Source organism: Curtobacterium sp. PhB115, assembly GCF_003752025.1.
GTDB lineage: Bacteria > Actinomycetota > Actinomycetes > Actinomycetales > Microbacteriaceae > Curtobacterium.
The window spans coordinates 63,597-76,099 of the sequence record NZ_RJKR01000006.1 but is presented as its reverse complement, the minus strand read 5'-3'; the positions used below and the strand labels follow the sequence as shown (position 1 = coordinate 76,099).

The 12,503-nt window shown below is 70.8% G+C and carries 13 protein-coding genes and 1 tRNA gene; 9 read left to right on the top strand and 5 right to left on the bottom strand.

Annotated features, from left to right (window positions below; translation table 11 throughout):
- Nucleotides 1–65: 65 nt before the first annotated feature.
- The 3 genes from EDF19_RS05875 to argG all read left to right on the top strand — a co-directional run bounded on the left by EDF19_RS05875 (nucleotide 66) and on the right by argG (nucleotide 2,742).
- Nucleotides 66–1,169: an epoxide hydrolase family protein gene (locus tag EDF19_RS05875; RefSeq protein WP_123680024.1), complete on the top strand. Its 1,104-nt coding sequence runs from the start codon at nucleotides 66–68 to the stop codon at nucleotides 1,167–1,169.
- Nucleotides 1,170–1,182: 13 nt separating this feature from the next.
- Nucleotides 1,183–1,257: transfer RNA gene (locus EDF19_RS05870), tRNA-Arg, on the top strand.
- A 42-nt stretch (nucleotides 1,258–1,299) separates the two neighbouring features.
- Nucleotides 1,300–2,742, top strand: coding sequence for an argininosuccinate synthase (argG, locus tag EDF19_RS05865; RefSeq protein WP_123680023.1), 1,443 nt, complete (start codon nucleotides 1,300–1,302; stop codon nucleotides 2,740–2,742).
- A 76-nt stretch (nucleotides 2,743–2,818) separates the two neighbouring features.
- Here argG and EDF19_RS05860 read toward each other — a convergent pair whose 3' ends face one another.
- Nucleotides 2,819–3,532 (bottom strand): alpha/beta hydrolase, encoded by a 714-nt coding sequence (locus EDF19_RS05860; protein WP_123680022.1) that lies wholly within the window; start codon nucleotides 3,530–3,532, stop codon nucleotides 2,819–2,821.
- Nucleotides 3,533–3,713: 181 nt separating this feature from the next.
- Between EDF19_RS05860 and EDF19_RS05855 the strand changes: the two genes are divergently transcribed.
- Both EDF19_RS05855 and EDF19_RS05850 read left to right on the top strand, forming a co-directional pair.
- Nucleotides 3,714–3,914: a hypothetical protein gene (locus EDF19_RS05855; protein ID WP_123680021.1), complete on the top strand. Its 201-nt coding sequence runs from the start codon at nucleotides 3,714–3,716 to the stop codon at nucleotides 3,912–3,914.
- Between the two features lie 41 nt (nucleotides 3,915–3,955).
- Complete coding sequence (locus EDF19_RS05850) at nucleotides 3,956–4,540, top strand: copper resistance CopC family protein (protein ID WP_123680020.1); 585 nt, start codon at nucleotides 3,956–3,958, stop codon at nucleotides 4,538–4,540.
- A 187-nt stretch (nucleotides 4,541–4,727) separates the two neighbouring features.
- On the opposite strand, the gene EDF19_RS05845 is transcribed toward EDF19_RS05850, so the two are convergent.
- On the bottom strand, nucleotides 4,728–6,167 hold the full coding sequence (locus tag EDF19_RS05845) for an MATE family efflux transporter (RefSeq protein ID WP_123680019.1): 1,440 nt from the start codon (nucleotides 6,165–6,167) through the stop codon (nucleotides 4,728–4,730).
- Nucleotides 6,168–6,264: 97 nt separating this feature from the next.
- Nucleotides 6,265–6,708 carry a MarR family winged helix-turn-helix transcriptional regulator gene (locus EDF19_RS05840; protein ID WP_221180630.1) on the bottom strand — a complete coding sequence of 148 codons (444 nt, stop codon included), beginning with the start codon at nucleotides 6,706–6,708 and terminating at the stop codon, nucleotides 6,265–6,267.
- A 187-nt stretch (nucleotides 6,709–6,895) separates the two neighbouring features.
- Between EDF19_RS05840 and EDF19_RS19065 the strand changes: the two genes are divergently transcribed.
- Nucleotides 6,896–7,063, top strand: coding sequence for a hypothetical protein (locus EDF19_RS19065; RefSeq protein WP_185022711.1), 168 nt, complete (start codon nucleotides 6,896–6,898; stop codon nucleotides 7,061–7,063).
- 22 nt (nucleotides 7,064–7,085) lie between these two features.
- Entirely contained in the window at nucleotides 7,086–7,916 is an 831-nt protein-coding gene (gene nadE / locus EDF19_RS05835) for an ammonia-dependent NAD(+) synthetase (protein ID WP_185022710.1), read from the top strand.
- Between the two features lie 66 nt (nucleotides 7,917–7,982).
- Here nadE and EDF19_RS05830 read toward each other — a convergent pair whose 3' ends face one another.
- Together EDF19_RS05830 and EDF19_RS05825 are read right to left on the bottom strand one after the other, a co-directional pair.
- The gene (locus tag EDF19_RS05830) at nucleotides 7,983–8,435 is read right to left on the bottom strand and encodes a hypothetical protein (RefSeq protein WP_123680018.1); all 453 of its coding nucleotides are present in this window, start codon (nucleotides 8,433–8,435) and stop codon (nucleotides 7,983–7,985) included.
- A 97-nt stretch (nucleotides 8,436–8,532) separates the two neighbouring features.
- Nucleotides 8,533–9,504: a phosphotransferase gene (locus EDF19_RS05825; RefSeq protein ID WP_185022709.1), complete on the bottom strand. Its 972-nt coding sequence runs from the start codon at nucleotides 9,502–9,504 to the stop codon at nucleotides 8,533–8,535.
- Nucleotides 9,505–9,716: 212 nt separating this feature from the next.
- Here EDF19_RS05825 and EDF19_RS05820 point away from each other — a divergent pair, with 212 nt between their 5' ends.
- Nucleotides 9,717–11,774 carry an MDR family MFS transporter gene (locus tag EDF19_RS05820; protein ID WP_123680016.1) on the top strand — a complete coding sequence of 686 codons (2,058 nt, stop codon included), beginning with the start codon at nucleotides 9,717–9,719 and terminating at the stop codon, nucleotides 11,772–11,774.
- Between the two features lie 64 nt (nucleotides 11,775–11,838).
- Nucleotides 11,839–12,423 (top strand): TetR/AcrR family transcriptional regulator, encoded by a 585-nt coding sequence (locus EDF19_RS05815; RefSeq protein ID WP_123680015.1) that lies wholly within the window; start codon nucleotides 11,839–11,841, stop codon nucleotides 12,421–12,423.
- Nucleotides 12,424–12,503 lie beyond the last annotated feature (80 nt).

Below are 12,503 nucleotides of genomic sequence, written 5' to 3'. Positions count from 1 at the left end.
GCCTAGGGGAGAGGGGGGGCCGACGCGGCCGTCCCCTGTCGGCGGTGCTGAGTAGCGTCGCGGCCATGGGTGAGACACCGCAGATCGACGACGCGACCATCGAGGACCTCCGCGCGCGACTGCGTGCCACGCGCTGGCCGGACGCACCCGCCGGCGCCGGATGGTCGCTCGGCGCGGACGTCGACGAGCTGCGCCCGCTCATCGAGTACTGGGCCGACGGGTTCGACTTCGAAGCGCACCGGGCGGCGCTCGCCGCACTGCCCAGCCGACGACTGACCGTCGACGGCATCGGGATCCACGTGCTGCACGCCCGCGCGGGTGGCTCCGACGCGCTGCCGGTCCTGCTCGCGCACGGCTGGCCGGACTCCGGATGGCGCTACCGCAAGGTCCTGCCGATGCTCGTCGACGCCGGGTTCGACGTCGTCGTGCCGGACATGCCCGGGTACGGCTTCTCCGAGGCGCCGCCGCAGCCGATCGATGCGCGGGCCGTCGCCGGGATGTGGGCCGAGCTCATGACCGACCTCGGGTACGAACGGTTCGCCGTCGCCGGCGGGGACATCGGCACGCACGTCGCCCGGTACCTCGCGCTCGACCACCCCGAGCGGGTCGTCGCCGTGCACCGCACCGACGGCGGGCTCGCGTGGCCCGGGCTCGACGCGTCGACGCTGTCCGCCGAAGAGCAGGAGTTCGTCGCTGCGACCGACCGCTGGCGAACGGCCGAGGGCGCGTACGCGATGCTGCACCGCACGAAGCCGCAGACCGCCGCCGTCGGCCTGAACGACTCACCCGCCGGGCTGGCCGCGTGGATCGTCGAGAAGCTCCGGTCGTGGAGCGACTGCGACGGCGACCTGTGGTCCGTGTACACGCGGGACGAGGTCCTCGCGCTCCTGACCGAGTACTGGGCCACCGGCACGATCGGCTCCGCCATGCGGATGTACCACGCGAACGCCGCGATCCCGCCCGAGCAGTCCGCACGTCGGGTCGAGGTGCCGTCCGGGTTCTCGCTGTTCCCCGGCGACCTGGTCGAGGCGCCGCGGGCATGGCTCGAGCGGACCACGAACCTGGTGTCGTACCGGATGATGCCGCGCGGAGGGCACTTCGCGCCGTTCGAGCAGCCGGCGCTCTACGCGGACGAACTCACGAGCTTCCTGGAGTCGTTCCGCCGCTAGAGTGGACGGGCCAGCCTCTGTAGCTCAATGGAAGAGCAGTTCCGTCCTAAGGAAACGGTTGGGGGTTCGAGTCCCTCCAGGGGCACCAGCAGGTCGTTGTACCGCCTGGACTCCCCGTACGATTGACCCCGTGTCCAAGGTCTTGAGCAGTCTCCCGGTCGGCGAACGAGTCGGCATCGCGTTCTCCGGAGGTCTCGACACCTCCTGCGCCGTTGCCTGGATGCGCGAGAAGGGCGCGGTGCCCTGCACGTACACGGCCGACATCGGCCAGTACGACGAGCCGGACATCGACGCCGTCCCGAGCCGCGCGCACGAGTACGGCGCGGAGATCGCCCGCCTGGTCGACGCGAAGAGCGCCCTGGTGGAAGAGGGCCTGGTCGCCCTGCAGACCGGCGCGTTCCACATCCGCTCCGGCGGCAAGACCTACTTCAACACGACGCCGCTCGGTCGTGCGGTGACGGGCACGATGCTCGTCCGCGCGATGAAGGAGGACGGCGTCGACATCTGGGGCGACGGCTCCACCTACAAGGGCAACGACATCGAGCGGTTCTACCGCTACGGCCTGATGGCCAACCCGCGCCTGCGCGTCTACAAGCCGTGGCTCGACTCCGAGTTCGTCGAGGAGCTCGGCGGCCGCAAGGAGATGAGCGAGTGGCTCGTCGCCCGTGGCTTCCCGTACCGCGACTCCACCGAGAAGGCGTACTCGACCGACGCGAACATCTGGGGCGCGACGCACGAGGCGAAGAGCCTCGAGGAACTCTCCAGCGGTCTGGACATCGTCGAGCCGATCATGGGTGTCGCCGCCTGGCGTGACGACGTCGAGGTCGCGACCGAGGTCGTCTCCGTGCGGTTCGAGGCCGGTCGCCCGGTCGCGATCAACGGTCAGGAGTTCACCGACGCGGTCGCGCTCGTGTACGAGGCGAACGCGATCGGCGGCCGGCACGGCCTCGGTGCGTCCGACCAGATCGAGAACCGCATCATCGAGGCGAAGAGCCGCGGCATCTACGAGGCACCGGGCATGGCCCTGCTGCACATCGCCTACGAGCGTCTGCTCAACGCGATCCACAACGAGGACACCGTCGCGTCGTACCACAACGAAGGTCGCCGCCTCGGGCGCCTCATGTACGAGGGCCGGTGGCTCGACCCGCAATCGCTCATGCTCCGCGAGTCCCTGCAGCGCTGGGTCGCCTCGGCCGTCACCGGCGAGGTCACGCTCCGCCTGCGCCGCGGCGACGACTACACGATCCTCGACACGACGGGTCCGGCGCTGTCGTACCACCCGGACAAGCTCTCGATGGAGCGCGTCGGCGACGCCGCGTTCGGTCCGGACGACCGGATCGGCCAGCTGACGATGCGCAACCTCGACATCGCGGACTCCCGCGCGCGGCTCGAGCAGTACGCGGCGGCCGGCTTGATCGGCGGCGCGACGGGTGACCTGGTCGGCGAGCTCGAGGCCGGTGAGTCGGAGGAGATCCTCGGCGGCGCCGTGGTCACCTCGGACGCCGACGACGCCCGGGGCCGTGCGACGGACCTCGCGTCCGAGGGCGCGGCGTTCGACTCCGGCACCGACTGACGGACCAGACCAGACGACGGACGGGAGGCACGGTGCCAGCTGGCGCCTTGCCTCCCGTCCGTCGTTTCGTCGCGCCTCAGGCCGCAGCGGCTCCGAGCAGCAGCTCGAGCTGTTCGGCGACCAGGTCCGGCCGGGTGATGAACGGGTGGTGCCCGGTGGGCACGTCGACGCTCCGCGTCGCCCGTGCGGCGTGCCGGCGCTGCAACGCGACCGAGGTGCTGCGGTCCTCGGTGCAGACGAGGTACGTCGCGTCCACGTCCTGCCACCCGGCGGTGCTCGTCGGCGTGACGAACGCGGCCGCGGACTGTGCGGTGACCCGGTCCCACGCTGCCCGCTGGGTGTGCTCGTCGGCGTCCTGCAGGAACCGTGCACCGAAGGACGCAGCGTCGTAGCCGGCGACGGCGAGCGTTCCGTCACCGCGGTCGCCGATGGCCACGGGGTCGGGTTCGTCGGCCATGATCGCGGCCTGGGCGACGCCGACGTCGGGCAGGTACGACGAGATGTACAGCAGGTGGGCGACCGCGTCGTGCCGTCCGGCCTCGGCGATCACGGTGCCGCCGTACGAGTGCCCGACGACGATCGCGCCCTCGGAGTCGTCCAGGGCCGCGCGGAGGGCAGCGGCGTCCTCGATCAGTCCACCGTCGGGCGCACCGGACGCGGTCTCGCCGCAGGACGGCAACGCGACCGATCGACTGCGGACGCCGGTGCGTTCGTGGAGCAGGTCGGCGGTGGGCTGCCACCACCAGGCGCCGTCGCGGACGAGGGCGCCGTGGACGAAGAGGATCTCCATGCTCCGACGCTACGGAGTCGCCGCCTGCGCGTCCGGAGAGCCACGAAACGCACCGGCCTCGACGCCGGTCGGACGAGGCCATAGCGTGGTCGTACCGGGTCGGTCATCAGGGACCCGTCGTCACGATGCTCCTCACGATCTGTGGGGTCTGGCACAGCGGGTCGACCCGGGCGGATCCGGGGTGCGCATCATCCCGAACGAAGGGCTGGTCGTCATGACCGCCACCATGCAGAACGACTGGCACCGTCACGGTCTCCGGTCGCCGGAAGACCTCGCCGCACTCGTGGCCGAACGCCTCGAGGGCAACGGCCGCAACTCGCACGTCACCGCGGACCAGCACGGCGAACCGACCTACGCCGACTTCCTGGGCGAGCAGATCTGATCCCGGTCCGGCGCGGACTCTACGTCTTGTAGAGTCTGTGCATGCGGACAGGTGGAACGACAGCGGCGGCCATCGCGATCGTCGTCGGAGGGTTCCTGGCACTCGTCGGTGCGCAGCCCGCCGCGGCGCACTCGGCACTCACGAGCAGCAGCCCCGCGGACGGCGCCGTCGTCACGGAACCGCTCGATCGGGTGGACCTCACGTTCAGTGAGGCGCCGCTCGCGGGCCTCGACGCCGGGTTGCGGATCCAGGTCACGGACGCCTCGGGCACCGATGTCTCGACCGGGGGCGTCACCGTGTCCGGAGCGACCATGAGCACGACGGTCGACCTCGAGAACGGTGCGTACACGGTGCTCTGGCGGTACGTGTCGCCGGACGGGCACCCGATCGACGGCTCGCTGGCGTTCGAGTACCGGGTGGCGGCGGCGACTCCGACCTCTCCGGCGACCCGGACGGCCGCGGCTGCCCCCACCGCGACCCCCTCGGTCACGGCGGGTCCGGCGCCGGACGAGGCCGAACGCTCGGCCGCCGGCATCCCGCCGGGGGTGTGGGCCGGCCTCGGCGCGGGCATCGTGCTCGTCGCCGGCGCGGTCGTCGTGGTGCTCCTGCGGCGCGGCCGCGGGTAGGAGAACGCGCCCACCCACCGGCCAGGAGGCGCAGTGCGGGCCCGCACCGCGCCTCCAGGCCGTGGATGGTGAGCAGGAATGGTCGGGTCGCCTGACGGGACTCGACCATTCCTGCTCACCAAGCGAACGCAAGCGAACGCAAGCGAACGCAAGCGAACGCGCTCCGCGCCCGAACGCGCTCCGCGCGCTACGCGGCGACCGGCTCCTCGAGTGCCGCGTCCGCGCGCGCCTCGCTGCCCTCCGCCAGGCCGCGCGCGATCTTCCCCCGCGACGCGAGCCACAGGATGCCAGCGGCCAGGAACACGATGACCTCGGTGACGGTGAGCGCCCAGATGATCCCGGCGAGTCCGAACCACAGGTTGCCGACGATCACGATCGGGATGAACAAGATGCCCTGCGCCATCGACAGCACCATCGCGGGGAGCACCATCCCGGTCGCCTGGAACAGCGAGGTGAGCAGGCCGGTGAACCCGTTCACGATCGTCGCGACGAGCTGCGCGGTGAGGATCGTCAGGCCGATCGCGAGCACCGAGTGGTCGCCGGAGAAGATCGTGAAGACCTGCTCCCGGAAGGCGAACACCGTGCCCGAGAACACCAGCACGATGGCGCCGACCGTGAACGCCGCGCCCCGCAGCGCTGCACGGAGCCGGTCGGCGTCGCCCTTGCCGAACGCGTAGGCGAGCAGCGGCAGGACCCCGATCGTGACGCCCATGACGAGGAACTCCGGCACCTGGGCGATGCGGACGGCGACGCCCATCGCAGCCAGCGGGTCGTCGCCGTACGCGGCGGCGAGGTTGTTCAGCACGAGCGTCGTGACGATGAGGAACGCGGACTGCAGGAGTTCCCCGACGCCGATGCCGAAGACCGGCTTGAGGATGTCGGCACGGAGCGTGAACCACTTCGGCGCGAAGCTGACGTTCTCGCTGTTCCGCTGCAGCCAGGTCACCCAGTAGACGATCGACACGACGTTGGCGAGTCCGACCGCCAGGGCCGCTCCGCCGACGCCCCAGTGCAGCACCAGGATGAACAGGACGTCGAAGACCAGGTTCCCGACCGTCGACAGGACGAGGCCGACCATCGCCTGGCGGGCGGCGCCCTCGGAGCGGACGATCTGCTCCAGGGCGAAGGCGGCGGCGAGCACCGGCACGAAGGCGAGCATCACGGCGACGTACTCGCTCGTGGCGGGGACCGCTGCGGCGTCGGCGCCGAGGACCGTGACGAGCGGCCGCAGCAGCACGAGCCCGACGACACCGAGGACGGCGCCGGTGACGACCGCGCCCCAGAGTGCGAACGAGGCGACGTGCTTGATGTCCGCCGCCTTCGACGGGTCGTGCTCCGATGCCCCGAGCATCCGGGACATCAGGGCACTGCCGCCGACACCGAACACGCCGCCGACGGCCATCACGAGGCCGAGGAGCGGGGTGCCGAAGGTGATCGCGGCGAGCAGCGAGGTGTCGTGCTGCGAGCCGATGAACCCGGCGTTGATGACGTTGTAGAGGGCGCTGACGACCATCGCCGCCGCCATCGGCACGCAGAGGTGCACGAGGGCGCGGGTGATCGGCGCGGCGGAAAGGTACCAGCGGTTCTTCGCCGCTGCGGTGTTCTCGGTGGTGGGTGCGGTGCTCATGGCCGCCTCCTTCTGGGCAGGGCTGCGCCGCCCGTTCCCGGGCAGGGCGCTGCGCGCGATCGGCGGGCGCCGTCGCGTGGGTGGATGGGGGGCGGTGCTACCGGGTGGGTTCCGGCAGTTCCGCGGTGACCTTCTGCAGCAGTGTCTGCAGGGTGGCCCGTTCGGACGCATCGAGCGGGGCGAGCAACACGTCGTCGAGGGCGATCATGGCGTCCTCGAACCCGGCGATCAGTTCGATGCCGGCGGGGGTGGCGAAGACGAGCTTCGTCCGGGCGTTGCCCGCGTCCGCTCGCCGTTCCACGAGGCCGCGGCGCTCGAGCCCCTGCAGGAGGCTCGAGACGCTGGCCGCGCTCGTCCGGGTGATCGCTGCGATGTCGCGCTGGATCGCACCGGGCGTGTGCTGCAGGTACCCGAGCACGAAGCTCTGCTCCTGGGTGAGGTCGCGGTCGCGCACCCACTCCTCGGCGGCCTTGCGCTGCGCCCACCCGATCCAGCGCATGAGCTGGAGCGGAGTGTCGAGTCGAGGTGCCTGCTGCGTCATGATCAGAACACTAACCGTTCGATACCTAACTGTCAACGTTCGAACGGTCTGGTTCCCCGCGGCCGCCCGAACAGGGGTATCCGCGCCGCTCCGGGGACTCTTGTAGATTGCACAGGGAGCGGTCTCACCACCCGCTCCCCATGCCCGGCGGCATCGCCGGGGTCCACTCGAGGATCAGGAATGCGCCGTGCACGACCACGACACCCATCCACTCGACCGACGCCACGGACCGCAGCACGTCGAACGGTTCCGTCTGACCAGCAACGGGGAGACGATCAGCGTCGTCTGCACGTGCGCGATCGGCTCCGACCACGACAACACCATCCGACCGATCGGCAGCGTTCCGGTCCACTGAGCGCGATCGGCGTGATACTGGGATGGTGCGTGAACTCCAAGCCGCCATCGCAGCGGACCTCAACGTCCAGCCGACCATCGACCCGGAGCAGGAGGTCGCCCGTCGCGTCGGGTTCCTCCGTGACTACCTGCTCACGACCGGTGCGAAGGGGTACCTCCTCGCGATCAGCGGCGGACAGGACTCCACGCTCGCCGGCCGCCTGACCCAGCTCGCGGTCGAGTCCCTCCGCGCCGAGGGGCACCCCGCCGAGTTCACCACCGTCCGCATGCCCTACCGCGTGCAGGCCGACGAGGACGACGCGCAGCTCGCCCTGCAGTTCATCGCCGCCGACCCCGGCGTGACGGTGAACATCGAGCACGGCGTCGACGGGGTCGTGCGGGACACCGCTGCTTCCGGTGTCGAGCTGAGTGACTTCGTGAAGGGCAACGTCAAGGCCCGCATGCGGATGGTGGCGCAGTACGCGATCGCCGGGCAGCGTGGGCTCCTGGTCGTCGGCACGGACCACGCCGCCGAGGCCGTCACCGGCTTCTTCACCAAGTACGGCGACGGCGGTGTCGACCTCACCCCGCTCACCGGGCTGTCGAAGACGCAGGGCCGGCAGCTGCTCGAGCACCTCGGTGCACCGGCCCGGCTCTACGAGAAGGCCCCGACCGCCGACCTGCTCGACGACCTGCCCGGCCAGACGGACGAGGCGAACCTCGGCCTGACCTACGCCGAGATCGACGCGTACCTGCAGGGGCACGACGTCCCCGTCGAGGTCGCCGAGGCGATCGAGTCGCGCTACCGCGCGACGGAGCACAAGCGCCAGGTGCCGGCGACGCCGTTCGACGACTGGTGGCGTGCGGGCGCGTAGGCGCTCACGCACCACCGGCCGGGAGGCGCGGTGCGGGTCCGTCCCGCATCGCGCCTCCCTGACGTTTCAGTCCTCGTCGTGCCCGGCGTCGTCCCGGTGCTCGCGTTGCTGCCCGCCGGCGTCCTCACGCTGGCCCCCACTGCGGTCGCGCAGCTCGTCGTCGTGGTCCGGTCGGCCCGCGGCGTCGGCGCGCTCGTCGGCCAGCCGCTGTTGCCAGACCACGCTGCGGGCGGCGCCCTCGAGGATGTCGTCCACGGTGCGGCCGGCCTGCGCTGCGAGTGCTCCGCTGAGCCCGGCGGTCAGCGTGCCGCCGGCGGCCGCGAGCCGCTCGACGACCTGCTCCTGCCGCGGGGTGAGCGGCTCGTCGATCATCTCGTCGATGGTGTCGCGGATGTTCTGCTCGCTCGCGTCCAGGGCGGCCTCGTCGCCGGAGTGCAGCGCTGCTGCCTCTCCGACGACGACGAGACCGAGGCGCGCAGCGTCGTCTTCCGGACGGGGAGTGCGGTGCTCGTCAGTCATGCGGAGGAAGGTACGCTCCGGCCCGCCGCGCTCCCTGGACATCCGTCCCCCGGAGGCGTGAGCAGCGACGTGACCAGCGACGTGATCGGCGACGTGATCAGCGACGTGACCATCGGTGGAGCAGCCACTCGGCGGCCGCCAGGCCCTCACGGCGCTGGAAGTCGCGGATCGTCGGCATGTTCGGCGGTGCCGGCGGCAGGGCGTGCTCGAAGAACAGCCCCGCGAGACCCGCCAGCGCGGCGTCGACGGTCGTGGCGGGCAGGTCCTCGAACACCGGGTGGTGCGCGAGGTGGTGCTCGACGTCGACGTCCTCGCCACGGACCTGTGTGTCGAGCAGGTAGGTCAGCGGATCGATCCAGTGCGCGCCGATGCTCGCCCACGGCCAGTCGATGACCCAGACCACCCCGGCGTCGTCGACGAGCAGGTTGTCGGCGCGGCAGTCGGCGTGCACCAGGTGGTCGCCGTCGAGCAGTGCGGCCGCGCCCGAGGCCGCCCGCGCGAACGCGCCCCCGAACTCCAGGACGTGCGCTGGGACGACCTCGGTCACGCGCTGTGCGTCGGGGTCGCCCGGACCACCGGTCGCCGCCGCCGTGATCCGGTCCCAGGCGCCGAAGTCGTGGCCCAGGTCCTCGGCGATGCGGGGGAGTGTCGCGAGTGCGCCCACCGCGCGCGGGAGGGTGTCGAGCGCGTCCAGGACCGCGGTGGTGTCGGACCCGTCGAGCGCCCCGCCCGGGTGGTGGCCGGGGACGTCGTCGAGCACGAGCGCGATCCAGTCGTCGCCGTCGACGGTGGCGTGCAGGGTGTCCAGGAGTCGTGGCGCGCGGACCGTGTCCGGCAGCTGTGCCATGACGTCGGCCTCACGCTGGTGCATCCCGAAGCCGTCCGCGTTGCGCGACCGCGCCAGGGTCTTCACGAAGGCACGACGCCCGGATGCCGTCACCACGCGGTCGGCTCCGCCCGGTGACCACCCGGCGGCCTGTGACTCGGACGCGACGACTGGACTGCCGAGGAGTGCCCCGACCTGGTCGCGCAGTGTGCTCGGTACCTCGGTCCACGTCGTCCGCCCCATGCCGAACGACGATACCTGTGAGCCCGTACAAGAAAAATGCACTCTGGGTAAGTTTGCGTTGGCAGCAAACGTGCTCATGGTGTAAAGTTGCAGCGTCTGCAAGGTTGACCCGCCGCTCGCGGCCCGCCAGCACGCTCCGGCGTCCCTTGCTCCCCGGACAGCGCCCCGCACCACGCACGGACGACCACCACACGCACCCCTGAAGGACCCGCATGTCTACTGCAACCGCACCCGTCGAGGTGTCGCGCGGACGACAGGCATCACCGGCGAACACGCCGGGGAAGCCGATCATGTCGCACCGCCAGATCCTCCTCGTCATCTACGGCCTGATGGCCGGGATGTTCCTGTCGTCGCTCGACCAGACGATCGTCGGTACCGCGATCCGCACGATCGGCGACGACCTGCACGGTCTCGACCAGCAGGCCTGGGTCACCACCGCGTACCTGATCGCGTCGACCATCACCACCCCGATCTACGGCAAGCTCTCCGACGTCTTCGGTCGCCGGCCGCTGTACATCTTCGGCATCGCGGTGTTCATCCTCGGCTCGCTGCTCTCGACCATGTCGACGTCGATGATCATGCTCGCCGCCTTCCGCGCCTTCCAGGGCATCGGTGCCGGTGCGCTGATGTCGCTGCCGCTCGCGATCATGGGCGACATCCTCGCCCCTCGTGAGCGCGCCAAGTACCAGGGCTACTTCCTCGCGGTCTTCGGCATCTCCTCGGTCATCGGCCCGCTCATCGGCGGCCTGTTCGCCGGCGCGAGCACCATCCTCGGAGTGACCGGCTGGCGCTGGGTCTTCCTGATCAACGTGCCGATCGGCGTCGCCGCGCTCCTCATGGTCATCGCCTTCCTGCACCTGCCGAAGTTCGGCGACGCCAAGGCGAAGCCGCGCATCGACTGGTGGGGCGCCACCTCGGTCATCGCGACCCTCGTCCCGCTCCTGCTCGTGGCCGAACAGGGCCGTACCTGGGGCTGGGGTTCGGCCGGCGCCATCGCCTGCTACGTGATCGGCGCCCTCGGCCTCGTCGCGTTCCTCGTGATCGAGACGCTCATGAAGGACGACGCGATCATCCCGCTCAAGCTCTTCCGCTCGGGCACCTTCTCGATGGCCACGATCCTCGGGTTCCTCGTCGGCTTCGCGATGTTCGGCGCCATGCTGACCATCCCGCTGTACCTGCAGATCGTGACGGGCCTGACCCCGACGGAGTCCGGCTTCGCGACCCTGCCGATGATCGGTGGACTCATGATCGCCTCGATCGCGTCGGGGCAGATCGTCGCACGCACCGGCCGCTACCGGATCTTCCCGGTGATCGGCACGGCCCTGGTCTCGATCGGCTACGTCGTCCTGACGTTCATGACGATCGACAAGCCGCTCTGGTTCCTGATGATCGGCATGTTCCTGATCGGACTCGGCCTCGGCCAGCTCATGCAGAGCATCACCCTCGCCTCGCAGAACTCGGTCCAGCCGCGTGACATGGGGGTGGCGACGAGCTCGGCGACGTTCTTCCGCCAGATCGGTGGGACGCTCGGCACCGCGGTGCTGTTGTCGGTCCTGTTCTCGATCATGCCGGCGAACATCCTGCACGCCACGGCGGACAAGCAGAACCTGACCGGCGCGCTCGACGCGGCGCTCAACCCGACCGTCGCCACGGCGAAGGCGAACCAGGGCGTCATGGACCAGATCTGGACCCCGATCGTCACGCCGGTCGAGCAGCAGGTGCAGGCCGGTCTCGACGCCGCGACCGCGAAGGTGACGGCGGCCACGGCCGGCGCTCCCGAAGCGGTGCAGCAGCAGGCGCTCACGGCGGCTGCCGACAAGGCGCACGCCAGCGTCCAGGACGGCAAGCTCGTCGTCGACTGGTCGAACGAGGCCCAGCGCACCTACTGGGTGAACGACCTCGCGCCGACCATCTCGAAGCAGATGGACAAGGCGGACAGCAGCACGTCGTCGAGCTCCAGCGCGTCGACCAGCGACACGTCGTACCTGAACGGTGCGGACCCGGCGCTCACGAAGCCCTTCATGACCGGCTTCAACGCCTCGGCCGTGACCGTGTACTGGGTCGGCTTCGCGGTGATCCTGCTCGCCTTCGTCCTGAGCTGGTTCTTCAAGGCGCCGCCGCTCCGCAAGAGCTCGGCCCTGCAGGAGCAGGCGGACAACGCCGGCACCGCCGACGACCTCGAGGTGCAGGCGGTCAAGGCCGCCGACACGATGGGCTCGCCCACCGCACCGGTCACCGGCTCGATCCCCGTCCAGCGCCACCGCGCGTAGGACCCGGCCAACCAGGGGCCTCCCGTCTCGCGACGGGAGGCCCCGACCCGCACCAGGAGCACCTGTGAGCACCACCGAAGCGCACCCGACCGGAGACAGCGGCCTCCGTGAGCGCAAGAAGCAACGGACCTGGCAGTCCATCCACGAGGCCGCCCTCGCCCACGTGTCCGAGCGTGGCCTCGCCGGTGTCACGGTCGAGGAGATCTGCGCCGACGCCGGCGTCTCCTCCCGCACGTTCTTCAACTACTTCCCCTCGAAGGGCGACGCTGCTCTCGGGCTCCCCGGCACGACGGTCCCGGACGCGGCGCGGCAGGCGTTCCTCGACGCCGACGGTCCGCTGGTGTCCGACCTGTGCGAGCTCGTGGCGCAGACCGTGACCCTGCCGGCGGACCGACGTCGGATGAAGGCCCTCGTGCAGGCCCGGCCCGAGATGGTGCCGACGATGCTGCAGTGGATGGCGACCGCACGCCTCGCGGTGTTCGCCGTCGCAGCCGAGCGCACCGACGCCGACTCGGCCCGGACCGCGGTGACCCTCGTGATGGCCGCCGTGATCGAGGCCGCCCACCGCTTCGCGGACGGCTCCCGTGACGAGCTGGCCGATCGGCTCCGCGGCGTGGTCGCCGAGATGGGGCGGCTCGCCACCGTCTGAGGGCCGCGTGGCAGCGCCCCGAGTCTCGCGCTGAGCGACAGTTCACGGGGCGCGGCGAACGAGAACTGTCGCTGACCCCG

Coding starts and splice junctions, on each gene's coding strand:
- EDF19_RS05875 (WP_123680024.1), top strand. CDS start 66: ATGGGTGAGACACCGCAGATCGACGACGCGACCATCGAGGACCTCCGC.
- EDF19_RS05860 (WP_123680022.1), bottom strand. CDS start 3,532: ATGGAGATCCTCTTCGTCCACGGCGCCCTCGTCCGCGACGGCGCCTGG.
- EDF19_RS05850 (WP_123680020.1), top strand. CDS start 3,956: ATGCGGACAGGTGGAACGACAGCGGCGGCCATCGCGATCGTCGTCGGA.
- EDF19_RS05845 (WP_123680019.1), bottom strand. CDS start 6,167: ATGAGCACCGCACCCACCACCGAGAACACCGCAGCGGCGAAGAACCGC.
- EDF19_RS05840 (WP_221180630.1), bottom strand. CDS start 6,708: ATGACGCAGCAGGCACCTCGACTCGACACTCCGCTCCAGCTCATGCGC.
- nadE (WP_185022710.1), top strand. CDS start 7,086: ATGGTGCGTGAACTCCAAGCCGCCATCGCAGCGGACCTCAACGTCCAG.
- EDF19_RS05830 (WP_123680018.1), bottom strand. CDS start 8,435: ATGACTGACGAGCACCGCACTCCCCGTCCGGAAGACGACGCTGCGCGC.
- EDF19_RS05825 (WP_185022709.1), bottom strand. CDS start 9,504: ATGGGGCGGACGACGTGGACCGAGGTACCGAGCACACTGCGCGACCAG.
- EDF19_RS05820 (WP_123680016.1), top strand. CDS start 9,717: ATGTCTACTGCAACCGCACCCGTCGAGGTGTCGCGCGGACGACAGGCA.